Genomic DNA, 21,669 nt, shown 5'->3' with positions numbered 1-21,669 from the left:
ACCTCCGGCGCTCGCCGGGTCAGCGGATCGACCAGGTGCTGCCGGCGTTCAGCTGCAGGACGGACGGGCCCTTCGACAGGGTGATCCGCTTCGAGAGGTCCTTGCCGGAGCCGTTGTCGCTGGCGGGGATGGTCTCGTAGTCGTTGCGGAGCAGGGTTTCGCGGAGCATGCACGTCGCGACTCGAGTCGTCGTGCACCGGAACTGCCGGGCGGCGGAGGAGCCCCAGTAGAGCATCACGTTGTCGCCGTGCCCCGACGTCGTCAGGGCGGGGGCGCTCGAGACCTGGCTGAACCGCAGGGTCCACTGCCCTTTGGCCTCGACCTTGAGCGCGGCGGGCTTGCGCCACGAGTCGGTGCCGTAGGCGACGCGGCCCGTGTACTTGCCGCCCTGGCCGATGGGGTTCGACCCGGTCGGGCCGCCCTTGCTGTTCAGCTCGTGCACCTCGAACTCGGTGTGCTCGGCATCCGCCGGGGTGAACGTCGCGACGATGATCCCGCTGCGGGCGTTCTGCGGGAGCACGATCGTGGCGTTCCGGCTGCCCGACTTCGTGAACGGGGTGAACGTGCCGTACTGGTGGTCGTACTGCGCCTTCATCGCTGCGGGCATCCCGACGGCCTGCGCCGGCGCGACACCGACGAGGGACGACACCACGGCGGCGACGCTGACGACGAGTGCGGCGGTGAGGGTGGTGCGGCGCATGGGACTCCTCCGGATCGGCGTTCCCGATGATGGCGTGCGGCACCCGCGTGCGACAGACCCTGTCCGGGGGCCGCGATACTGGGTGGGTGACGACACTGCGAGGAGAACTGCGCTCGACCGCGACGACGGAGGCCGAGGGCAGCGGCGAGAACATCGAGGCGGCGCGCACGGCGGCGGTCGAGGCCCTGGACCTGCACGGGTTCGAGCTGCAGCAGGTGAACGCGGTCACGAGCAAGGCGACCGGCGAGACCACCGTGCGTGCGATCGCCCGTTCCAAGGAGACCCGGCCGCACGAGGCGACCGGGCAGACCTACGAGGAGGCGCTGCAGGCCTTCCGCGCGTCGATCCCCGAGGGGTGGCAGGCCCAGAACATGCGCGAGATCCGGTCGTAGGACGTCCGGCGTCCCGTTCTGGGGGAGTCGCGGGCGCGCGGGAGCGGGCAGGATCGACGGCATGCTGCAGTCACTCGTCTACATGAGCGCGGCCACGGAGCCGTTCGACGACGACGCCCTCGACGAGGTGCTCGCCCACGCCCGTGCCCGGAACACCGCCGACGGTCTGACCGGGCTGCTCGTGCACCGCAACGGGCGGTTCATGCAGCTGCTCGAGGGACCGTACGAGCAGGTGTTGTCGACGTACCAGCGGATCCTCGCGGACGAGCGCCACGACGAGGTGCGGCTCCTCGCCGAGGAGTCCATCCACACCCGGCGCTTCCCGGAGTGGTCGATGGCGTACGACCGCGACGTCGAGGGCGCTGCGACGCCGGAGGGCTTCAGCGACTTCCTGACCTCAGGGGACCAGAGCGCCGACACCGGCCGGTCCCGGGAGCTGCTGCGGTGGTTCCGCAACCACCCGATGGCCGACCCGACGGCGGCGAAGGGGAAACACCGCCGGGACGCGTAGGACGTCCGGTCAGACGATCGGCTTGCCCGTCGCCTCGCCGGTCGCCAGCTTGCTGTGCCGGCGGGAGTAGCCGAAGTACACGCCGAGGCCGATCGCGAACCAGACCGCGAAGCGCACCCACGTCTCCCACTGCAGGAACGTCACGAGCCACAGCGACGCGATGACGCCGATGATCGGGATCACCGGCATGAACGGCAGCCGGAACTGCCGGTCGAGGTCGGGCTGGCGGTAGCGCAGCACGATCACGGCGGAGCAGACCACCACGAAGGCGAGCAGGATGCCGATGTTCGTCAGCTCGGCCACGACCCCGATCGGGAGCACGCCGGCCAGGATCGCCGACGCGATGCCGAGGATCCACGTGACGCGGGTCGGCACGTGGCGCTTCGGGTCGGTCTTCGCGAACCACTTCGGCATGAGGCCGTCGCGGCTCATCGAGAACCAGACGCGGCTCGCACCGAGCATGAAGGTCACGAGCACGGTGATGATGCCGACGATGGCGCCGATCGCGATGATGTTCGCCACGCCGCCGAGGCCGACCGAGGCGAACGCGGACGAGAAGCCCGAGGCGGGGTCGATGTCGGTGTACTTCTGCATCCCGGTGAGCACCAGGGTCGCGAGGACGTAGAGGACCATCGAGATGCCGAGCGACAGCAGGATCGCCTTGGGCATGTGCTTGCGGGCGTCGGTGGACTCCTCGGCGGCGGTGGACATCGCGTCGTAGCCGAACACCGCGAAGAACACCGTCGCGGCGCCCGTCATCACGCCGCCGAAGCCGAACGGGAAGTACGGCGAGTAGTTCGCGCTGTTGATGTGGAACACGCCGAGCACCACGATGAGCACGACGAGGGCGACCTTGATGCCGACGGCGACGAACTCGAACCGTGCGGCGCTGCGGATGCCGCGGGTGAGGACGAACGCGGTGAGCAGGCACAGGATGATCGCGAACACGTCGATCACGTGGCCGTCGCCGGTGCCCGGTGCGCCGAGCATCCAGGCGGGCAGGTCGATGCCGAACTGGCCGACGAGGAACCCGACGTAGCCGGAGATCCCGATCGCGACCACCGCCACGATCGCGGTGTACTCGAGCAGCAGGTCCCAGCCGATGAACCAGCCGACGATCTCGCCGAGGACCGCGTAGCCGTACGTGTAGGCGCTGCCGGCCTTCGGGATGAGGCCGGCGAACTCGGCGTACGACAGGGCAGCGGCGGCGCTCGCGACACCCGCGACGAGGAAGCTGATGAGGACCGCGGGGCCGGCGACGCCGTTCGCGACCGTGCCGGCGAGGGTGAAGATGCCCGCGCCGATGATGCCGCCGATGCCGATCGCGGTGAGCTGCCAGAGGCCGAGGTGCCGTTTCAGGCCGCCGTCGCCACCGGTCTCGTCGTCGATCGTCTCGATCGGCTTCCGTCGGAAGAGGGTGCGTGTCGTCGTCGTCACGCGCCCACTCTGCACCCTGCGGGGGCCGCGCGTCCGCCGCGCCCCGCGCCCCGCGCGACCACGGACGGGCCGGGCCGGCGGGGCGGGGGCGAGCCGCGCCTCCAGGCCTGCGGGCAGGGAGGCGGCGTAGACGTGACCCATGCGCCGACCGAACCGTACCGAGCCCGCCCCCGGCCAGGAGTCCGTGTGGGACTACCCGAGGCCTCCCGCCGTGGAGCCGGTGCCCGAACGCGTGGTCGTGCGGCTCGGCGGCGAGGTGGTCGTGGACACGACGGACGCGGTGCGGGTGCTCGAGACCTCGCACCCGCCGGTGTACTACGTGCCGATGGCCGACCTCGAGCTGCGGCCGGCCGAGGGGTCGAGCATGTGCGAGTTCAAGGGGCGCGCGCGGTACTTCGACGTGGTGGGCGGGGACGTGGTCGCTCCGCGGGCGGCGTGGAACTACCCGACGCCCGAGCCGGGCTACGAGCAGCTGCGCGACCGGGTGGCGATCTACCCTTCGGCGATGGACTCGTGCGAGGTCGGCGGCGAGGTGGTCCAGGCGCAGGAGGGGGACTTCTACGGCGGGTGGATCACCTCGCGGGTGGTCGGACCGTTCAAGGGTGCGCCGGGCACGCTCGGGTGGTGAGGGGCCGCGTCAGCGGTGGGCGTACGGCGTCCAGAACGGGGAGGGGAAGGCGCCCCCGGTCACGATGACGAGCAACTGCCACACGAGCATCACGAGCCCGAGCACGCCGAGGACGATCCCGATCCACGACCAGACCCGCACGCCTCGTTGGGTCCGTCGTGCGATCGACAGGGCGCGCCAGCCGCTGGCGATGCACACGATGCCGAACACCGCACCGAGCACGACGTGCCGCCCCATCGAGGCCGCGGGGACGATGAACCCCATGTAGAGCGCCATCGGACCGAGCAGTGCGGCCACGGCGGCGGGTGCTGCGGGTGGCTCGTGGTCGCGGGAGGCTGTTCCCATGCGTCCGAACCTAGCGGGGCGGTGGCGGTCCGGCACGCCGTGCGGCGCGTGCGGTGGCCGTCCGGCACGGGCACGATGGAGGCATGCGATCCTTCCTCCGCGTCCTGCTCGGCCTCGCGCTCGTCTTCGCCGGCACGAGCCACCTCACCTTCGCCCGGCAGGACTTCCGCGCCCAGGTGCCCGACTTCGTCCCGCTCGACGAGGACACCACGGTCCTGGCCTCCGGCATCGCGGAGATCGGCCTCGGCAGCGCCCTCGTGCTCGCACCCCGTCGCTCGCGTCGCTTCGTCGGCACGGTCGCCGCGCTCTTCTTCACCGCGATCTTCCCCGGGAACATCTCCCAGTGGCTGAACCGTCGCGACGCCTTCGGGCTCGACACGGACGTCAAGCGCATCGGCCGCCTGTTCGGTCAGCCGGTCCTCATCGCCTGGGCCCTCTGGTCCACGCGCGGGCGGCGAGGGTGATGGAAGCCCCCGTGGTCGCGGATCCGCTCGGGTCCGGTCCGGCGGCCTTCGGACGGGAGGCGCGACACCCCCTGGCAGGCGGCCGTCGCGTCGCGGACGTGGTCGCCACGGTCGTGCTGCTGGTGCTGTTGGCAGCGGAGTCGGTGGTCGCCGGTGGCGGGATCGTGTTCCTGTCGCTGGCGTTCAGCTCGTGCGGCGCTCCCGGCAACTCCTGCGACGAGACCCTCGGTGGCGCGGTCGTCTACGTCGGGCCGGTGCTCGTCGCCCTCGTGCTCGTCGCGGCGCTCGTGGTGTGCGTGCTGCGACTGGTTCGGCGGCGGCTCTCGTGGCCGTTCGCCCTCGTCGGCGTCGCGGCCGTCGTGGCGGTGTTCTTCGGCGCAATCCTGCTCGTCGACAGCGCGATCACCCACGGCATCTGAGGGTCGTTCCTCCACAGGGCGGCCCCGCGCGGCGGTCGTCCACAGATGGGCGACTGGTCGCCGTGCGGTGCGGTGGTGTCGGCGACGCTGAGGGCATGCCAGACACCGACATGCTCGACCGCCTCATCCGCACCCCTGCCCGCACCGACGACGACGTGGTGGACCTCGTGACCGCGCTCGTCGAACGCCCGATCACCCGGCAGTGCTGGGTGCTCTTCCTCGACGAACGGGCCGTGCCGGTGTCGTTCGTCATGCCGATCTCCGACCTGCCGTGGCAACCCGACGAACACGTCGAGGACTTCGCCGCGCTGGTCGGGGACGTCCTCGTGCAGGTCGGCGCGGCCGAGGTCGTGCTGGTCTGGGAGCGCCCGGGGGAGTCCCGGCTGTTCCCGGTCGACTGGGAGTGGGTCGACGCGTGCGCCTGCGCGTTCGAGGAGCACCACGTCCGGCTCCGTGCGCAGGTCGCGGTGCACACCGGCGGGGTCGCGATCGTGTCGCTCGACGACGTCGAGCCGGTCGAGCCGGTGGACGACGGTCCGCTCCCGCTCGCCTCGTGACGTGCTGGTCAGCCCTGGGGTGCGGTGTCGGGGACGGTCTCCCCGGTGAGGCCCTCGACGACGGACTTCGCCTCGGGCCAGAACTTCGCGTAGTGGTCGGGGTCCGAGTTGATCTGGACGGCATGTGCCATCTGGGTCGGGGTCATGGTCTTCCACCCGGGGATCTTCACGAGCTTCGTGTAGAACATCGACGCCGCGGTGTACGGGTCCATCCGCTGCTCGTACGTGCCCCAGGCGCCGTTGTCCCGCTGCTGGAAGAGCCCGCGGCTGTCGGGTCCGGCGGCGTCCCCGTGGTCGAGGTTCACCAGGCTCGACTCCCCGATGGCGGTCATCACGCCGACCGCCTGGGTGTGCGGTCCGATGCCCATGGCCTGTGCGGCGCTGATGACGTACGCGGCGTTGACCAGGCGGTCCTGGCAGAACCCGCCGATGGGGCCCGCGGGGACGACGATGCCGCCGATCGTCCTCGTCGCGACGTCCGGGCAGGTCGGGGTCGGGTCCGCGACGACACCCTTGGCGGCACCCGTCAGCGAGTTCACCGCGATGACGATGACCACCACCACGCCGATGCCGATCGCGACGACGCCCGCGCCGAACACCGACGCGAGGGTGATGCCGACGCGGCGCATGGCGGGTCCTCTCGAGCGGGGCGGGTCAGGCGGAGCACGAAGAGGCTACGTGCGCCGCCTGGGAACCGCACCCGCCCGATCGGGGGTGTCCGAGGACCGGCTCGGTCGTCCGTGGGTCAGACGTCGCGGTGGTCGTGGTCGTGCGTCTGCGCCGGCTCGTTCGGACGCTGGACCTTCGTCGGTTCGGTGACGAGACCGGTGGGCGCCTTCTCGGTCTGCTTCCGCCCGTGGGTGAACCACGTCACGATCCACAGCAGGATCCCGAGCGCGAGCAGCGCGCCCGCGATCTGGTACTGCTGCGGGTCGCGGCCGGACGAGAAGGGCAGCACGAGCCACAGACAGGTGACGACACCGATGATCGGCACGATGACACCCGCCCGGAAGTGCTTGTGGTCGACCTTGTCCCGGCGCAGCACCAGCACCGACGCGTTCACGACCGCGAACACCGACAGCAGCAGGAGCGAGGTGGTGCCGCCGAGCACGACGACGATGGGGGAGTCGGGGTCGAGCGAGACCCACCCGATCAGCAGCAGCGAGATGAGCGTCGTGAAGACGATCGCGGTGGACGGGGTGCGGCGGGCCGGGGAGACCTTGCCGAGGAAGCCGGGCAGGACGCCTTGCTTGCTCATGCCGTACAGCAGTCGCGACGCCATCATCATGTTGATCAGCGCGGTGTTGGCCACGGCGAACATCGAGATGAACGGCAGCAGGTCGGCGATCGGGAAGTCCGGCGCGGCCGTCTGCACGACGGTGACGAGCGGCGTCTCGTTGCCGGCGAGCTCACCGATCGGCACGACCGCCACGGCGCAGATGGACACGAGCACGTAGATCACGGCCGTGATGCCGAGGCCGGTGAGCATGACCTTCGGGAAGATGCGGGAGGGGTCCTTCGTCTCCTCGGCCATGTTCACCGAGTCCTCGAACCCGACCATGGCGAAGAAGGCCAGCGACGTGGCGGTCGACACCGAGAGCAGGAGCGACTTGTCCTCCGGCGTGTCGAACATGACCACGCGCGAGAAGTCCGCGTTGCCGCCGGCGATCGCCCAGAAGCCGATGAGGATCACCATCACGAGACCGGACAGCTCGACCAGGGTGAGGACGACGTTCGTCTTCACGCTCTCGCTGACGCCCCGGAAGTTGATCGCCATCACCGCGAGCATGAAGCCCATCGCGATGAGCATCACGACCGCGTTCGGCAGCTCCAACCCGAAGCCGGCGCCGAGGTTCGCCGCGAACGCCCGCGAGGCCGTCGACGCCGAGGTGATCCCCGAGCACATCACGATGAACGTCACGATGAAGGTGACGAAGTGGATGCCGAACGCCTTGTGGACGTACAGCGCCGCACCGGCCGTCTGCGGGTACTTCGTGACGAGCTCGAGGTACGAGAACGCCGTCAGCAGCGCCACGGCGAACGCGATGAGGAAGGGGAGCCACGCTGCTCCGCCGACCTCAGCAGCGACCTGACCCGTGAGCGCGTAGACGCCCGTGCCGAGGATGTCCCCGACGATGAAGAGCAGGAGGAGTTTGGGACCGATGACCCGCCGGAGCTCTGGCTGCTCCTGTTGCGGGCGCTCTGTGTTGGTGGTGGCCATGCGTCAGCCTGTTCCGCTTCGGGTCATCCTGTCCAGTCTCACAGGCAAATCGCCGCAGATCGCAACATGCTCGTGCTCCGTCGGACACGTGCCACCGCCCCTGGGCGCTCTCGGGTGGCGACGGCTACGCTCCCAGCCATGCACGACGAGACGAACACGACCGAGGAACCCGTGGAGTTCGCCGACTTCAACGCGAAGCTCCTCGTGCTCGACGTGCTCTGCTACGACCTCGACGTCCTCCAGCCCTACGCCGGGGACGACGACGAGAGCGACGAGGACCTCGACGTCGAAGGGCAGGACGACCGTGCGCGCGAGTACTACGACGACCTCGACCTCCTGCCGTCGCAGCTGTCGCTCGTGACGGAGCTGACGGTCGACTCCGACCTCGAGGTCCTGCAGGACGTGCACCCGGGGTGGGACGGCTCGGACGACCGGTACGACCCGCAGAACTGGGACGACGTCCTCGACCTGCCGGCCCTCGGCACCGTGTACGCCGCGGCACCGCTGCCCGCGCACGTGGTCGAGCGGCTCGCCGCGAAGGGCGTCGAGGTCCGCTCCGCCTGAGCCGCGCCGCGCCGCGCCGCGCTGCCGGTTCCGTTCGTCGCCGCACAACGCAAGTGCGTCCGAACCACGCCGATCCCCGGTTCCGATGCACTTGCGTTGTGCGAGCGCGCCGAGCGGCCGCGCCGCGCGCCCGCGCCGCGCCGCGCGCCCGCGCCGCGCCGCGCGCCCGCGCCGCGCCCGCGCCGCGCCGCCGCGCCCGCGCCGAGCGCCTGCGCCGCGCCGCGCCGCGCAGCGCCCGCGCCGCGCCGCGCAGCGCCCGCGCCGCGCGGTCAGCGGCGGAGCGCCAGCACCTGCTCCGTGAACTGTGCGGCCCCGCCCTGCGCCGGGTGCCGCACCGCCACGGCGTCGATCCCCGCCAGCGCCAACGCCCCCTGCGCCTTCCGCCCCACCGCGACGACCCGCACGTCGTCGCCGGCCGGACCGGCCTGCATCGCATCGAGCAGCGCGAACGCGACGGGCGCGCCCTCCCGGACCTCGGCCGGCCGTGGCGTCCGGTTCGTCAGCCGGTCCGGAGCGGCGAACGGGTGGTGCGGGAAGATCGCCCACGTCATCGGGAGCGCACCGTGCCACGACGCCAGGGCAGCCTGCACGACACGGGACGACGCCTCCCACGGGGCGGTCGGCTCCGGCGGGACGAGGTAGTCCGGCCCGAGCTCCCGCATGCTCGTGAACGGCACGCCCGTGTTCGTCATGCCGCGCCAGCCCGGGGCCTCGGCGACGAGCACCGTGTCCGCCCGGGCCCCGACGGTCGAGAGGTACCGCTCGAGGTTCGCCCGACGCAGCCGCCCGGCAGCGGTCGACACGTCGTACAGCGCCTCGGCGTCGTCCGCGACCGGCACGGCGTCGAGCGCTGCCCAGAACGCGTCGAACCGCCCGCCGCCGCTCACGCGCGTCCCAGCACCCGGCGGTACACGTCCTCGAGCCCGGCGGCCGAGCGCTCCCAGCTGAGGCGCTCCGCGTGTTCCCGTCCGGCCGCGGCCAGCGACGCCGCGTACGACGCGTCCGTCAGGATCCGCTCCGTCTCCGCCGCCCAGACGGCCGGGTCGCGGGACTCGAGCACGACCCCGGTCTCGCCGTCGACCACGGCCTCACGCAGTCCTCCGGCCGCGGCGGCCACGACGGGCACACCGGACGCGGAGCCCTCGAGCGCGACGAGGCCGTACGTCTCCGAGTGCGACGGGACCAGCACGGCTGCCGCGCCGCGGAACAGGAACGCCAGGTCGGCCCGCGACTGCGGACCGACGAACGTCACGCGGTCGGCGATCCCGAGGCGGGCCGCCAGCCGACGCAGTTCGTCCACGTAGTCACCCGCCTCGCTCGAGGCGTCCCCGGCGATGACGAGGGTGGGTCGCGCCTCCTGGCTGATGCCGGCGATCGCCTCGATCGCGAGGTCCAGCCCCTTCAACGGCTGCACCCGCGCCGCGGCGACCACGTACGGGACGTCCGCGCGGCGGGCACCGGCTGCGGACGGACGGAACACCGACCCGTCGACGCCCGGCGGCACGATCCAGATGCGCCCGGTCTCGCCGCCGAGCCGCGTGCGGACGGTGTCGGCCTCGGCCGAGGACACGACGACGACCGCGTCGGACTCGTGCGCGAGCATGCGCTCGCCGGCCATCCGCCCGTCGGACTCCGGACGCTCGCCCTCGGACAGCGGCGTGTCGCTGTCGGCGGCGATCGAGTGGAAGGACTGCACGTGGGGGATGTCCCGCTCACGGGCCACGGGCAGTGCGGCCGCGCCGGAGAACCAGTGGTGCGAGTGGAGCACGTCGAACGGGCCGAGGTGCTCGAGCTCGTGGCGGAACGGCTCGATGAACGCGTCGTGCTCGCCCTTGGGCACCGGCTCGGCCGGCCCCGCCGACAGGAACCGCAGGCAGACGCCCGGCACGAGCGACACCGAGTCCGGCTGCGTCGGCGACGAGCGGCGCGTGATGATGTCGACGTGGTGGCCGCGGTCCGCGAGGGCCTCGGCCTGGTGGCGGACGACGACGTTCATGCCGCCGACCTCGCCGGAGCCGGGTTCGTCGCCGGGGGAGGTGTGCAGCGACACCAGCCCGATGCGCAGGGGTTCGGTGGTGGTGCTCACCGCGCAAGCCTATCCGCGCGTCGGCCGCTGCGACGGGCGCGCGGGCGCCACCACGACGGGCCGGCGGCCCGCCTCGTCCACGGCGTCGGACGGGAGGCACGGATCGCCTCCCAGGATCTGCACGCGGTCGTCGCCGTGTCGCTCCCAGAACGCGGCCGTCCAGGCGCAGAGGGCCCCGTCGAGCAGGTCCTCCCGGTGCTTGTGCGTCGGCCCGTGGATCCCGGAGGGCTCGGCGAGCGCCCGGGTGAGCGGATGCGTGTCGAGCCGGAGCGGAGGGTCCAGCGGCGTCTCGTGCAGCCGACGCACGAGCTCGTCGAACGCCTCCGCCCGTCGTGCCCGGGCCGTCGCCGGCGGGACGTGCAGGTCGAGACGCTTGTACCGCGGCCGCTCGACGTCGTAGCCGAGCTCCTCGACCCCGACGAGGGTCGTGTACGGGTAGCACTCGAACACCGCCGGACCGGTGCGCTCCCGCATCGCCGCGGTCGACGACACGTACCCGACGCCCAGGGCCGTGAGCCGCTCGAGCAGTCGGGCCCCGGCGCTCGCAGCCGACGCGAGGTTCGTCGGGTTCGCCGCGACCTTCCACCGGCCGTAGCGCTGTCCCACCTGCCGTTCGGCCTCGCGGATGCCGGTCGGGTTCGTCACGACGAGCGAGGCGTCCACGGCGATGAGGGAGCGCTCGCCGAGGTGTCCGGCGATCCAATCGGTGACGGCGTCGACGCCCCGGGCCCAGCCGGCGTCGGTGACCGCTCCGTCGGTCTCCATCGCGACGAGTCCGGTCTCGTTCGGTGCGCGGGTCGCGGTGCCGAGTCCCCATGCCAGGTCCACCCCGAGGTACGCGTTCACCCGTCCATCGTGCACCCGGGCGGGCGGGACATGCCGCGCGCGGTTCGCCGAGCGGGCGGAACCGGCCGGTGCGGCGCGCCGAGCGTGACGTATTTCGCCCGCTCGACCCCGACCCTGCCCCCGGCCCCGACCGGCCGGGGCTGCGGCCGGGCCCGGGCCCGCTCGTGTACGGTCCGCTGCATGGCGAGCGAAGCGACGACGCTGACGGTCCCGGGGCCGGACGGCGACCGGGAGGTCCGGATCAGCAGCCCCTCCCGCGTGCTGTGGCCCGAGCCCGGCATCACGAAGCTCGACCTGGCGGAGTACCTCGTCGCCGTCGGTGACGCGTTCGTCCGGGCGAACGGCGACCGCCCGATCTCGCTGCAGCGGTTCCCGGGCGGCGTCGACGGCGAGCAGTTCTTCTCGAAGAACCCGCCGAAGGGCGCGCCCGAGTACGTCCGCGCGGTCACCGTCACCTACCCGAGTGGCCGGCAGCACCCGCAGCTCGTGGTGGACGAGCCGGCCGTCGCTGTGTGGGCCGCGCAGATGAACACCGTCGTGTTCCACCCGTGGGCCTCGCGCGCCGGGGACCCCGACCACCCGGATCAGCTCCGCATCGACCTCGATCCGCAGCCCGGTACCGACTTCCACGACACCGTCCCCGTCGCGCACGAGCTCCGGAAGGTGCTCGACGAGGTCGGGCTGACGGCGTGGATCAAGACGAGCGGGAACCGCGGGCTGCACGTCTTCGCGCCGATCCTGCCCGAGTACGAGTTCCTCGACGTCCGGCACGCGGTCATCGCCGCCGCACGCGAACTCGAGCGACGGATGCCGGACCGGGTGACGACAGCGTGGTGGAAGGAGGAGCGCGGGGAGCGCGTCTTCGTCGACTTCAACCAGGCGAACCGCGACCGGACGATGGCCGGTGCCTACAGTCCCCGTGCCCTCGCGCACGCGGCCGTGTCGACGCCGATCGCGTGGGACGAACTCGACGACGCCGATCCCACGGCGTTCACGATCCGGTCGGTGCCGGAGCGGCTGCGGACCACGGGCGATCCGTGGCAGGCGATGCACGACGACCCCGCGAGCATCGCACCGTTGCTGGCGTGGTGGGAGCGCGACCTGGAGAACGGCGAGGGCGAGCTGCCCTTCCCGCCGGACTTCCCGAAGATGCCGGGGGAGCCGCCGCGCGTGCAGCCGTCACGCGCGAAGAAGGCCTGAACGGGTCAGACCGCGGCGCAGTCCTCAGCCCGGCCCTCGGGCTCGGCGACGCGCGTGGTGTGTGTCGGGAGCGAGACGCTCGCCGTGTGCAGACGCGTCAACCGGGACCACGTCCCGCGGTGGGCGTCGCTGATGCCGTCGATGATCATGTCCCGCTCCCGTCTGCTCGATGCGGATGCATCCGCATGGAAGAAGTTACCTAGTTAGCCTAACTACATCAATCGTCGAGCGTCAATCGGACAGCAGCACGTCGTCGAGGTCGTACGCAGCCGGGACCTCGAGCTGGTCGAAGCCGCACGAGGCGGCCTCGCGGTCGGGACGCCACCGCTCGAACTGGACCGTGTGCCGGAACCGGTCGCCCTCCATCTGGTCGTACCGCACCTCCAGGACCAGCGACGGCGCCAGCCGGACGAACGACGTGTCGCGACCCGACGAGAACCGCGAGCGTTCCCCGTCACCGGTGACGGGCCTCCCGTCCGCATCCCGGAGGACCACCCGGTCGAGCTCGTCCACCAACTCGACCCGTCGCTTGTCGGAGAAGGCGGACACGCCGCCCACCTGCCGGAGCTCGCCGTCGTCGCCGTACAGCCCGACGAGCAGCGAGCCGACGCCGGTCCCGCTCTTGTGCACGCGGTACCCGATCGCGACGACGTCGGCCGTGCGGTGGTGCTTGACCTTGAGCATGGTGCGCTTGTTCGGCTCGTACGGCTTCGCCCGGGGCTTCGCGACGACACCGTCGAGCCCGGCGCCCTCGAACGTGGTCAGCCACTCGCGGGCGAGGTCGACGTCGAGCGTGGTGCGCGTGACGAACAGCGGGTCGGACATGTCCAGCGACAGCGCGTCCAGGCGCGACCGACGATCGTCGAACGGTAGGTCCAGGAGCTCGGTGCCGTCCGCCGCGAGCAGGTCGAACGCCACGAACTGCGCGGGAGTCTCGGCGCTGAGCTTCGCGATCCGCGAGGCCGCGGGGTGGATCCGCTGCGACAGCGCCTCCCAGTCGAGCCGTTCCGCGCCGGCGTCCCCGGAGCGCAGGATCACCTCGCCGTCGAGGACCACCGGGTGCTCGCGGCCACCGAACTGTGCGCGGAAGGCCTCGACGAGTTCGGGGAAGTACCGGGTGAGGGGCTTCGCTCCGCGGCTGCCGATCTCCACGTCGTCGCCGTCGATGGTCACGATGCCGCGGAACCCGTCCCACTTCGGCTCGTACCGGAGTCCTCCGCGCACGCTGTCGGGTTCGGGGACGCTGGGGACGGCCTTGGCGAGCATCGGTGCGATCTCCATGCGTCCTGTCTACTCGGGCGGCCGCGTCCGTCCGGCAGGTGTCGGTCCGTCGTCCGGTGGCCGTGGCCCTGGAGGCGCGGCTCGGCCCGGTCGCGACCCGCACCTCAGTAGGGTGGTCGCGTGACGACCGTGCCCCCGCCGGCAGCGCCGGCACCGGAACCGATCAGCCCCGTGCAGGCCGCCGCGCTCCGCGACGGCGTCCTGCCGCCCTTGGAGGAGGTCCGCCCAGGCATCTGGACCCTCGCCGTGCCGTTCCGCTTCGGGGTGCCCGACGCGACGCTCGTGTACGTCGTCGAGGGCTCCGACGGCTCGCTCGCGCTGATCGACCCCGGGTGGACCGCCGACGACGGTCTCGACGTGCTCCGCGACGGCCTCACGGCGATCGGGCGGTCGCTCGACGACGTCGGGCTGGTCGTCGTGACGCACCTGCACGCGGACCACCTCGGCGCCGCGGCGGCGATCCGACGCGCCACCTGCGCCCGGGTCGCCATGCACCGGCTCGAGGTCGAGGCGCTGCACCGGGAGCGGGCGGACGCCGCGGCGAACGACGCCGACATCGCGACGTGGGGACTGCCGGAGCACCTGCGCGCCGGCGTGGTCGAGGCCTGGGGGAGCGGACGACGGATCGGGCTCGGTCGGACGGCGGAGCCCTTCGCGGACCTCCTGCTCGAGGACGGCGACGTGCTGCCGGTCGCCGGTCGGACGATCCGGACGCTGTGGACCCCCGGGCACACCGCCGGGCACTGCTGCTTCGTCGACGCGGAGGACGGCCTGCTGTTCACCGGCGACCACGTCCTGCCCCGCATCAACTCCGGGATCGGGCTCGGGGGCCGATCCGCCACGAACCCGCTCGGCGACTACCTGGCGTCACTCGGACGGCTCGACGGGTACGCCGACCTCGAGGTCTGCCCCGGCCACGAGTACCGCTTCCGTGACGTCGTCGGCCGTGCCCGCACCCTGGCTCGGCACCGCGAGGAACGGTCGCGGCACGTCGCCGAGGCGCTCGACGCCCTGTCCTCGCCGACGCTCTACGAGGTGGCGTCCCGGGTGCCCTTCAGCGGGGGCATCGAGTCGATGACGGGGTTCTTGCTCGCCAGCGCGCTGACGCAGACGGCGTTCCACGCGGCGCTGCTCGGTCGCGCGGACGAGGTCCGCCCCGCCTGACCCTGCCGGTCGCGGCGGCCTTGGCGCCGTGGTTCGCACCGCCGTCGCACAACGCAAGTGCATCCGCGCCGTGGATCGCCGCGGCGCGGATGGACTTCGGTTGTGCGGGCCGCCGCGGTCGCTGCCGCCGCCGCGGCCGCCGCGACCGCCGCGGCCGCCGCGGACCCGGGTCAGCCGAGCGTCGCGGCGAGGCGCTCCAGGGTCGTCTTCGCGTCGGCGAACTCGGCGGCGGCGTGGTCCGCGAGCGGCGCGAGATCGGGCAGCCGGTCCGCCAGGGTCGCACTCACGGTGATCGGGTACGGCTTCATGCCGAGCGCGGTCCCGAGGATGAGGTGCAGGACCGGGGAGCCGTGGTCCCAGCCCTCCGTCGGGCTCCCGGCGTCGTACGTGGCACCCCGGCTGACCACGGTGACGACCGGACGCCCGGCGAGCGGCTGCACGGCACCGGCGAGGACACCCGGCACGTGGATGCGGTCGATCCACGCCTTGAGCGTCGACGGCACCGTGTAGTTGTACAGCGGCGCACCGACCACGACGACGTCGGCGCCGAGGAGCTCGTCGATCACCTCCTGCCGGAGCGCATCGGCCTCGGGGGCCACGACCTCGTCGTCCGTGCGGTCGGCGGCGGCCCAGTGCAGCGCCGAGGTCTCGAGGTGGGGGAGCTGGTCGACGTGCAGGTCGCGGCGGACGACCGTGTACTCCGGGCCACGTGCGCGCCAGGCGTCCGCGAAGGCCGCGGTGAGGGTGCGGGAGCGGGAGTGCGCGAGGTCGGCCGAGGAGTCGATGTGCAGGAGGGTGGGCATGGCCCCCACGCTACCGATCGACACCCGCCGGATGACGGGAACGGCCCCGCCGCGCCGGTGAGGGGCGAGGCGGGGCCGAGGTGGGCCTCCCGTCAGTCACGCGGGCACGCGACTGGCGGGAGGCGTCTGGGCGTCAGCGCTGGGCGTGACGGCGGCGCAGCGTGCGCACACCGATCAGACCGGCGCCGGCGAGGACGAGCGCGAGGGCCCAGGGGAGGGCACCCGTCGCGTCGGAACCGGTGTAGGCGAGCTGGCCCTTCGCGGTGGTGGGCGTGACGACGGCCACCGTCGGGGTCGTCGGACGCACGTCGACCGCGAACGAGAGCGGCTGCAGCGCGCCGCTCGCGACCGTGAGGGTGTGGATCGACGCGTGCGGGAACGTGACGCCGAAGACGCCCTGCCCCTCGGCACCGTTCTCCTCGTAGGGCGCGACCACGTCGGTGGCGACGTCCGAGGTCACCGTCGGGACGAACGTGGGGTTGCCCTCGTCGTCGAAGTCCGACGCGTCGTTGCCGAAGCGGTCGACGGGCGAGCCGGACACGATGAGCGTGCCGCCCTGCGCCACGGTGGGACGGCCGGTCGGCGTGAGGGTGAGCTCCTCGGGGAAGCCGTCCTCGTCGGTCGACAGGTCGACGGTGTAGATCGATCCGTCGGGCTGGATGAGCCAGATGCGCTTGTCCCGCGCGGTGATCGACTTCTCGTCGGTCGTGAACGCGGTGATGCCGAACGCGGCGGCGTGGTCGACGGTCAGCTCGACGTACTGCGTGGTCGAGACGTCACCGCTCGTGGCCGTGACGGCGAAGTCGTAGAACGACGCGAGGGTGGCGGTGCCGCTCAGCTCGCCCGTGGTCGGGTCGAACGTGATGCCCTCGGGGAGCTGGTCGTCGACGGTGAAGTCGTCGTCCTCCTCGAAGCCGTACCCGATGGCGATGGAGTCGGCCTGCGACTTCGACTCGACGATCGAGTCGGCGGAGTCCTCCTCGTCGCCGTAGTACCAGTCCAGCTCGTACGTCGGCGCCGGGTACCCCTGGGCGCGGAACGTGTACGAGAACGGGTCACCGGCGGTGGCCTCGAGGGGCAGCACGTCGACGTCCGCCTCGGTGCCCTCGGTGATGGGCTTGCCGTCCGCGTCGACGAACACCGGGTCCTGCGTGATGACCGCGGACGGGTCCGAGGTCACGGTCTCCTTGCCGCCGCCCGGCAGGTCGCCGGTCACGGTCACGACGAGCTGCTTGCCCGCCTCGGTCTGGTCGACCGTGAAGGTCTTGGACTTGGAGATCGTCGTCGGCGTCGGGCCGGCGTCGGCCTCGGTCCAGACGTACTTGAACGAACCGTCCTCGTCGAACCCGGTCGTGTCCGCCGTGAGCTGCGAGCCCACCTTGGTGTCGCCGGTGACGGTGACGGTGGGGTCGGCGGCCAGCGGCGTGACCGGTGCGTCCGTCGAAGCGGCCGACGGCGTCTGGTTCCGTGCGGGAGCGGACGGTGCGGTGGTGCTCGTCGGCGTGCTCGTCGGCGCGTCCGTCGCGGTGTCGGTCGGCGCGTCCGTGGGTGCCGGGTCGGTCGGCGCGTCCGTCGGCGTGGTGTCCGTCGGCGCGTCGGTCGGCGTCGGGTCGGCCGGCGCGGTCTGCGTCGGGACCGACGTGTCGGCGCCCTCGGCGTGTGCTGCGGTCGCGGTCGCGATGCCGAGACCGGTCGTCAGCGCGATGAGCGCGGCGGTGGTCCCGAGCGCGCAGGCGCGTCGGACGGTGGAAGTGCTGCGGCGCACGTGTTCCCCCAGGTGTTCAGGTCCGGTCGGGTGCCGGATCGTAAGAATCTGCCGAGAATCCTCGGCCTGATCGGATCGTAGGGGTACGCGCGCGGGTCCGGGAGCACCGAGCACGAAATGTGACCTGGGTTGGGGGTGCGTGCGGGAAACCGCGGGTGGCGAGCTGCTCAGCGCGCCACCCGCGGCTCCCCGTGGTCGACTCAGTGCGCGGCGTGCGCCACCGAGACCGTGAACGACGTGTGCGCGTGCTCCTGGGTCACGGTGAGGCGGTGCGACCACGCACCGCTGATCGTGATCGTGTCCTGGGCGCCGGTCCGGGTGACGTGGTCCGACGTGACGTTGCTCGTGACCGTGGACACGTCGCCGCCCTCGTCGGGAGCCTTGATGACGTTGCCCTCGGCGTCGACCGCGACCCCGGTGACGATGAGCTGCTCGAGCCGGACCGCCGGGACGGTCTTGACGACCGTCGCCTTGCTCGTGGGGGTCAGCCGCTGCCGGATGACACCGTTCGGCGCGATGTACCAGATCGGCGCGGTCGTGTTCGGCTGCGAGACGTACGTCCGCACGCCGACTGCCGCCCCCGGGCGCACGGTGAGCTGCACGTACGCGTGGGCCTCGACGCCGTTGCGGAGGGCGACGACCTGGAAGTCCCAGATACCGCTCTCGACCCCCGTGCCGGACAGGACGCCGGTGTTCGTGTTCACCGAGAAGTGGTCGGACGCGCGCGGCGAGTCCGGCGTCAGCCCGGCTGGCTCGTCCATCGCGTAGGCGACCGACCCCGCCTTCGCGTTGGTGGTGAAGGTGTACGCGAACGCCTTCCCCGCGGTCGCGGTCAGCGCGATCGGGTGGGCGGCGGAGGAGCTCTGCGTGAAGGCGAGCGGCGCGGGCGTCGCCGCGGCGTGCTGGCTCGTGACCGTGGTGCTGGCGGATGCGGCGTCGACGCCGAGGACGGCGGTCGAACCGGCTGCGGCGACGGCGACCGCGACGGCGGTGACGAGGGCCGCGCGACGGCGCGACGGAGTGGTGGTGTTCATGAGATCCCCTGGTCGTTCTGTGCAGGGCGGCGATCCGCTCCTGTCAGCGACGACGGTACGACCGCAGGCGTCCCCGGGGCATTCCGGTTCACTCAGGCGTGCCGACGATGACGGGAGGCGCGGTGCCAGCTGGCACCGCGCCTCCCGGTCCGCCGGACGGTCGCGGCTCAGGCGCGACGGCGACGCAGCCGGTGGACCAGCAGTCCGCCGCCGGCGGCGAGCAGTCCGAGCGCCCAGGCGAGGGGACCCGAGGTCTCCGCGCCGGTGTAGGCGAGACGGCCGGAGCCCGTGTTCGTGGTGGCTCCCGCCGTCGCCGCGGTCGGGATGACGTCGAACCGGATGTCCTGCGTGCGGTCCTGGTACGCGACGGTCACGACGTGCGGCGAGGCGTGCTCGAACGTGACCCAGGTCGCGGCGGTGCTCGGGTCGTAGGCGATCCGGTCACTGGCGACGTCGCTCGTGATGGTCAGGTCGTCGTGGTCGGCGACCGCGTTCCCGTAGGCGTCCACCGGCACCGCGAGCACGAGCATGCGCTGCCCCTGTCGTGCGGGGACCGCGTCGACGACCTCCGAACCGCCGTCCGGGTTGATGTGCGTGATCGTGTCGCCGTCGACCGACCAGGTCTCCGACTCCGGGTCCCGGTCGGACGGCAGGACCGCGACGACGAGCTTCGCGAAGGCCGCGGGCGAGACGGTGACCTCGACGTTCGCGACGGCCTCCTGCCCGCCGCTCGTCGCGACGACCTGGAAGCGGAACGACGTCGCCGCCGTGCCGGTCCCGGTCAGCACGCCCGTGGTCGGGTCGATGGCGAGGTCGAGCCCGTTCCGGGCGTAGGTGTCGTCGAAGGGCTCGCCCTGGACACCGCGGAGCTCGTAGCGGAGGTCGGACGGGTCGGTCGCTCCCGACACGTCGAACGTCCGCGTGAACTGCTCGCCCGCGGTCGGGGCGATGGCGATCGGGGCGTCGGCGGACGACGGGTCGACGAAGGCGAACGGTTCGTCGGCGACCACGACCGTGAAGGACGTGGACACGCCGCCCTCGGAGACGGTCACCGTGCGGGTGCCGGCCTCGGTGAAGGTCACGAGGTTCGCACCCGCCGGGTCCCACACCGCACGGTCGGACGCCACGGTGCTCGTGACGGTCGACCGGGGGTAGTCGTCGTCCTGGTCGCTCCCGGTCACGCGGTTGCCGTAGGCGTCGACCGCGAGACCAGCCAGGGAGAGGGTCGTCCCGGTCGCGACGGGGACGTCGGAGACGATGCGGACTCGTCCCTTGCCGACTGCTTCCTCCCAGATCGTGCCGTCCGGCTCGACCTGCCACAGGCCGGAGGTCTCCTGCGCGGCGACCGAGAAGGTGACACCGACCGGGGCACCGGGCTTCACCGTGAGCTCGACGTACTCGACGGCGGTCTCGGAACCGCTCGTGGCGATGACCTGGAACGTGTAGGTCCGCAGGGCGTACCGAGGCGACCCGGACAGCGTGCCGGTGGTCCCGTCGAACGAGAAGTCGCTGTTGAAGTCGCCCTGGCCGATGACCGGGCTGCCGTTCGCGCCGCGCACCTTGTACGTCACGGTGCCCGACCCGCCCGTCGCGGTGAACGTCCGGGACACGGTGTCGCCCACCGTCGCGGTGAGGACCAGCGGGGCGTCGGCGCTCGTGCCCTCGGGGAAGGCGAGGGCCGCGGCGGCGGACTGGTCCGGAGCCTCCTCGGTCGGCGCGCTCGCCGCGGGTGCGCTCGCGGGGGCGGACGGCTCGGGTGCTGCTGTCGGGTCCGTGGTCGGGTCGGACGTCGGGACCGGCTCGGGCGACTCGGCGGGGTCGTCGGTGAGCACGGGGGGAGTCGTCCCCGTCTCGTCGGCGGTGGCCGACGTGGGGTCGCTCGCCGCGCCTCCCGAGCCGTCGGACGTGCCGGTCGTGACGGTGGTGGCGGGCGTGAGCGGTGTCGGAGCCTCGTCGGCCATCGCGCTCGTCGCGCCGATGCCGAACGCCGAGGAGGCGGTGACGATGGCGACGGCTGCGCCGATGGCGGCGCCGCGTCGGACACTGGCGGTGCAGGACTGCTTCATGGGATCCCCCTGGATGCTGTGCGGGGCACCGGGAGGTGCCCTCATCCTGGAGGTGTCGCGGCGCCGACGATCCTGACGACCCGGTACGTCTCGGTCCGGTAACGACGACGGAGCGACCGGTCGGTTGCGCTCGGGTCGGTCGCGCTCGGGTCGGCCGTGCTCGAGTCGGTCGCGCTCGGGTCGGTCGCCGACCGTCAGTCGCCGACGGTCGGTCGCCGACGGTCAGTCGCCGACGGTCGCGGCAGCGCGCTCGAGGGCCGAGCGGAGGGCGCGGACCGCCGGCGACGAGGACCCGGCCGCGCGGACCACCGTGAAGATCGTCCGCCGCGGGTGCTCCGGCAGCTCCACCAACCGGCACGTCGTGGTCCGGCCAGTCCACATGAGGTCCGGCATGAGGCTCGCGGCGTTGCCGGACTCGACGAGCCGGATCTGCGTCTGCAGGTCGGCGGTCTCGTACCGCACGTCGGGCTCGAAGCCCCAGCGACGGCAGACCTGCTCGGCGAAGTGCCGCGACGCGGTCCCTCGAGGCTCCATCACCCACGGCAGCGCCGCGGCGTCATCGATCGACGACACCGGCGCGAGGGCCGTGTCGACCGGGGGCAGCGCCAGACGGACGGCGTCGGTCGTGAGGTCCTCGCGCTGCAGCCCGGGGAGCCGCGGTGCCGCGTGCGCGGGGTACTGCTCGGCGATGACCATGTCGAAGTCCCGGATCCACGTCTCGTGCAGTGCGGTCTCCGGCTCGCGCTGCACCATCTCGATGCGGACGTCCGGGTGCTCGGTCGCCATCGCGTGCAGGGCGTTCGGCATCAGGGCGAGCGCCGCGGACTGGAACACCGCCACCCGGATCCGACCCTGCACGGTCGGCATGGTCTCCTCGACCTCGGACTGCGCCCGCTCGAGGACGTCGAGCACGTGCCCCGCGGCCTGGACGAGCACCTCGGCCTGCGGGGTGAGCTGGAGCCGCCGTCCGGCCTTGCGGAGCAGGGGCACGCCGGCCTCGCGTTCCAGGGCGGAGAGCTGCTGCGAGACGGCCGACGGCGTGAAGTTCACGGCCTCGGCCACGGCGGCGATCGTGCCACGGATCGAGAGCTCCCGGAGGAGGACCAGGCGGCGGACGTCGAGCATGCCGACACTTTAGTGTCGCTGATGGGTATCCGTCACGAAACATTGCTTCCGCTTCAGCATG

The 21,669-nt window shown here is 72.3% G+C and carries 24 protein-coding genes; 9 read left to right on the top strand and 15 right to left on the bottom strand.

Annotated elements, in window-relative coordinates:
• Nucleotides 1-19: 19 nt before the first annotated feature.
• On the bottom strand, nt 20-700 hold the full coding sequence (locus ACIPEP_RS17810) for a hypothetical protein (protein ID WP_402717994.1): 681 nt from the start codon (nt 698-700) through the stop codon (nt 20-22).
• Between the two features lie 86 nt (nt 701-786).
• Between ACIPEP_RS17810 and ACIPEP_RS17805 the strand changes: the two genes are divergently transcribed.
• Both ACIPEP_RS17805 and ACIPEP_RS17800 read left to right on the top strand, forming a co-directional pair.
• The gene (locus ACIPEP_RS17805) at nt 787-1,092 is read left to right on the top strand and encodes a hypothetical protein (RefSeq protein ID WP_070418579.1); all 306 of its coding nucleotides are present in this window, start codon (nt 787-789) and stop codon (nt 1,090-1,092) included.
• A 61-nt stretch (nt 1,093-1,153) separates the two neighbouring features.
• Nucleotides 1,154-1,603: a BLUF domain-containing protein gene (locus ACIPEP_RS17800; protein WP_071301818.1), complete on the top strand. Its 450-nt coding sequence runs from the start codon at nt 1,154-1,156 to the stop codon at nt 1,601-1,603.
• A 9-nt stretch (nt 1,604-1,612) separates the two neighbouring features.
• On the opposite strand, the gene ACIPEP_RS17795 is transcribed toward ACIPEP_RS17800, so the two are convergent.
• Nucleotides 1,613-3,040, bottom strand: coding sequence for an amino acid permease (locus ACIPEP_RS17795; RefSeq protein WP_070418581.1), 1,428 nt, complete (start codon nt 3,038-3,040; stop codon nt 1,613-1,615).
• Nucleotides 3,041-3,179: 139 nt separating this feature from the next.
• Here ACIPEP_RS17795 and ACIPEP_RS17790 point away from each other — a divergent pair, with 139 nt between their 5' ends.
• Complete coding sequence (locus ACIPEP_RS17790; protein ID WP_071296660.1) at nt 3,180-3,668, top strand: DUF427 domain-containing protein; 489 nt, start codon at nt 3,180-3,182, stop codon at nt 3,666-3,668.
• A gap of 9 nt (nt 3,669-3,677) precedes the next feature.
• Here ACIPEP_RS17790 and ACIPEP_RS17785 read toward each other — a convergent pair whose 3' ends face one another.
• Nucleotides 3,678-4,013, bottom strand: a complete 336-nt coding sequence (locus ACIPEP_RS17785; protein WP_402717993.1) for a hypothetical protein — start codon at nt 4,011-4,013, stop codon at nt 3,678-3,680.
• 83 nt (nt 4,014-4,096) lie between these two features.
• Between ACIPEP_RS17785 and ACIPEP_RS17780 the strand changes: the two genes are divergently transcribed.
• The 3 genes from ACIPEP_RS17780 (at nt 4,097) to ACIPEP_RS17770 (ending at nt 5,453) form a co-directional block, all read left to right on the top strand.
• A complete protein-coding gene (locus ACIPEP_RS17780) occupies nt 4,097-4,477 on the top strand; it encodes a hypothetical protein (RefSeq protein WP_070418584.1) in 381 nt (126 codons plus the stop codon).
• 98 nt (nt 4,478-4,575) lie between these two features.
• Complete coding sequence (locus tag ACIPEP_RS17775; RefSeq protein WP_139199183.1) at nt 4,576-4,896, top strand: hypothetical protein; 321 nt, start codon at nt 4,576-4,578, stop codon at nt 4,894-4,896.
• Nucleotides 4,897-4,991: 95 nt separating this feature from the next.
• Nucleotides 4,992-5,453, top strand: coding sequence for a hypothetical protein (locus ACIPEP_RS17770; protein WP_071296662.1), 462 nt, complete (start codon nt 4,992-4,994; stop codon nt 5,451-5,453).
• A gap of 8 nt (nt 5,454-5,461) precedes the next feature.
• Here ACIPEP_RS17770 and ACIPEP_RS17765 read toward each other — a convergent pair whose 3' ends face one another.
• Together ACIPEP_RS17765 and ACIPEP_RS17760 are read right to left on the bottom strand one after the other, a co-directional pair.
• The gene (locus ACIPEP_RS17765; RefSeq protein ID WP_402717992.1) at nt 5,462-6,082 is read right to left on the bottom strand and encodes a hypothetical protein; all 621 of its coding nucleotides are present in this window, start codon (nt 6,080-6,082) and stop codon (nt 5,462-5,464) included.
• A gap of 116 nt (nt 6,083-6,198) precedes the next feature.
• Nucleotides 6,199-7,674: an APC family permease gene (locus ACIPEP_RS17760; protein WP_071301823.1), complete on the bottom strand. Its 1,476-nt coding sequence runs from the start codon at nt 7,672-7,674 to the stop codon at nt 6,199-6,201.
• Nucleotides 7,675-7,812: 138 nt separating this feature from the next.
• On the opposite strand from ACIPEP_RS17760, the gene ACIPEP_RS17755 reads away from it, so the two are divergent.
• A complete protein-coding gene (locus ACIPEP_RS17755; RefSeq protein WP_071296665.1) occupies nt 7,813-8,238 on the top strand; it encodes a DUF6892 domain-containing protein in 426 nt (141 codons plus the stop codon).
• A 269-nt stretch (nt 8,239-8,507) separates the two neighbouring features.
• On the opposite strand, the gene ACIPEP_RS17750 is transcribed toward ACIPEP_RS17755, so the two are convergent.
• The 3 genes from ACIPEP_RS17750 to ACIPEP_RS17740 are packed head-to-tail and all read right to left on the bottom strand — an operon-like array spanning nt 8,508 to nt 11,170.
• A complete protein-coding gene (locus ACIPEP_RS17750) occupies nt 8,508-9,125 on the bottom strand; it encodes a uracil-DNA glycosylase (protein ID WP_402717991.1) in 618 nt (205 codons plus the stop codon).
• On the bottom strand, nt 9,122-10,324 hold the full coding sequence (locus ACIPEP_RS17745) for a glycosyltransferase (RefSeq protein ID WP_402717990.1): 1,203 nt from the start codon (nt 10,322-10,324) through the stop codon (nt 9,122-9,124). Before ACIPEP_RS17745 ends, ACIPEP_RS17750 begins: the two co-directional genes overlap by 4 nt.
• 9 nt (nt 10,325-10,333) lie before the next feature.
• Nucleotides 10,334-11,170, bottom strand: coding sequence for a DUF429 domain-containing protein (locus ACIPEP_RS17740; RefSeq protein WP_402717989.1), 837 nt, complete (start codon nt 11,168-11,170; stop codon nt 10,334-10,336).
• Between the two features lie 180 nt (nt 11,171-11,350).
• On the opposite strand from ACIPEP_RS17740, the gene ligD reads away from it, so the two are divergent.
• A complete protein-coding gene (ligD, locus tag ACIPEP_RS17735; protein ID WP_402717988.1) occupies nt 11,351-12,370 on the top strand; it encodes a non-homologous end-joining DNA ligase in 1,020 nt (339 codons plus the stop codon).
• Between the two features lie 5 nt (nt 12,371-12,375).
• On the opposite strand, the gene ACIPEP_RS17730 is transcribed toward ligD, so the two are convergent.
• Both ACIPEP_RS17730 and ACIPEP_RS17725 read right to left on the bottom strand, forming a co-directional pair.
• Complete coding sequence (locus tag ACIPEP_RS17730) at nt 12,376-12,519, bottom strand: hypothetical protein (RefSeq protein ID WP_175473622.1); 144 nt, start codon at nt 12,517-12,519, stop codon at nt 12,376-12,378.
• Between the two features lie 82 nt (nt 12,520-12,601).
• Entirely contained in the window at nt 12,602-13,651 is a 1,050-nt protein-coding gene (locus ACIPEP_RS17725; RefSeq protein WP_402717987.1) for an ATP-dependent DNA ligase, read from the bottom strand.
• Between the two features lie 120 nt (nt 13,652-13,771).
• On the opposite strand from ACIPEP_RS17725, the gene ACIPEP_RS17720 reads away from it, so the two are divergent.
• Nucleotides 13,772-14,815: an MBL fold metallo-hydrolase gene (locus ACIPEP_RS17720; RefSeq protein ID WP_402717986.1), complete on the top strand. Its 1,044-nt coding sequence runs from the start codon at nt 13,772-13,774 to the stop codon at nt 14,813-14,815.
• Between the two features lie 170 nt (nt 14,816-14,985).
• On the opposite strand, the gene ACIPEP_RS17715 is transcribed toward ACIPEP_RS17720, so the two are convergent.
• From ACIPEP_RS17715 to ACIPEP_RS17695, 5 genes are all read right to left on the bottom strand, one after another.
• Nucleotides 14,986-15,618: an FMN-dependent NADH-azoreductase gene (locus ACIPEP_RS17715; RefSeq protein ID WP_402717985.1), complete on the bottom strand. Its 633-nt coding sequence runs from the start codon at nt 15,616-15,618 to the stop codon at nt 14,986-14,988.
• A gap of 133 nt (nt 15,619-15,751) precedes the next feature.
• Nucleotides 15,752-17,383, bottom strand: coding sequence for a putative Ig domain-containing protein (locus ACIPEP_RS17710; protein ID WP_402717984.1), 1,632 nt, complete (start codon nt 17,381-17,383; stop codon nt 15,752-15,754).
• A 200-nt stretch (nt 17,384-17,583) separates the two neighbouring features.
• Entirely contained in the window at nt 17,584-18,417 is an 834-nt protein-coding gene (locus ACIPEP_RS17705) for a hypothetical protein (RefSeq protein ID WP_402717983.1), read from the bottom strand.
• A 167-nt stretch (nt 18,418-18,584) separates the two neighbouring features.
• Complete coding sequence (locus tag ACIPEP_RS17700; protein WP_402717982.1) at nt 18,585-20,483, bottom strand: hypothetical protein; 1,899 nt, start codon at nt 20,481-20,483, stop codon at nt 18,585-18,587.
• Between the two features lie 222 nt (nt 20,484-20,705).
• Nucleotides 20,706-21,608 (bottom strand): LysR family transcriptional regulator, encoded by a 903-nt coding sequence (locus ACIPEP_RS17695; protein ID WP_092387690.1) that lies wholly within the window; start codon nt 21,606-21,608, stop codon nt 20,706-20,708.
• Nucleotides 21,609-21,669 lie beyond the last annotated feature (61 nt).

This window comes from Curtobacterium sp. NPDC087082 (assembly GCF_044745045.1).
Classification (GTDB): Bacteria; Actinomycetota; Actinomycetes; order Actinomycetales; family Microbacteriaceae; genus Curtobacterium.
The sequence above is the reverse complement of the archived record's forward strand: the minus strand, read 5'-3'. Positions and strand labels throughout refer to the sequence as shown.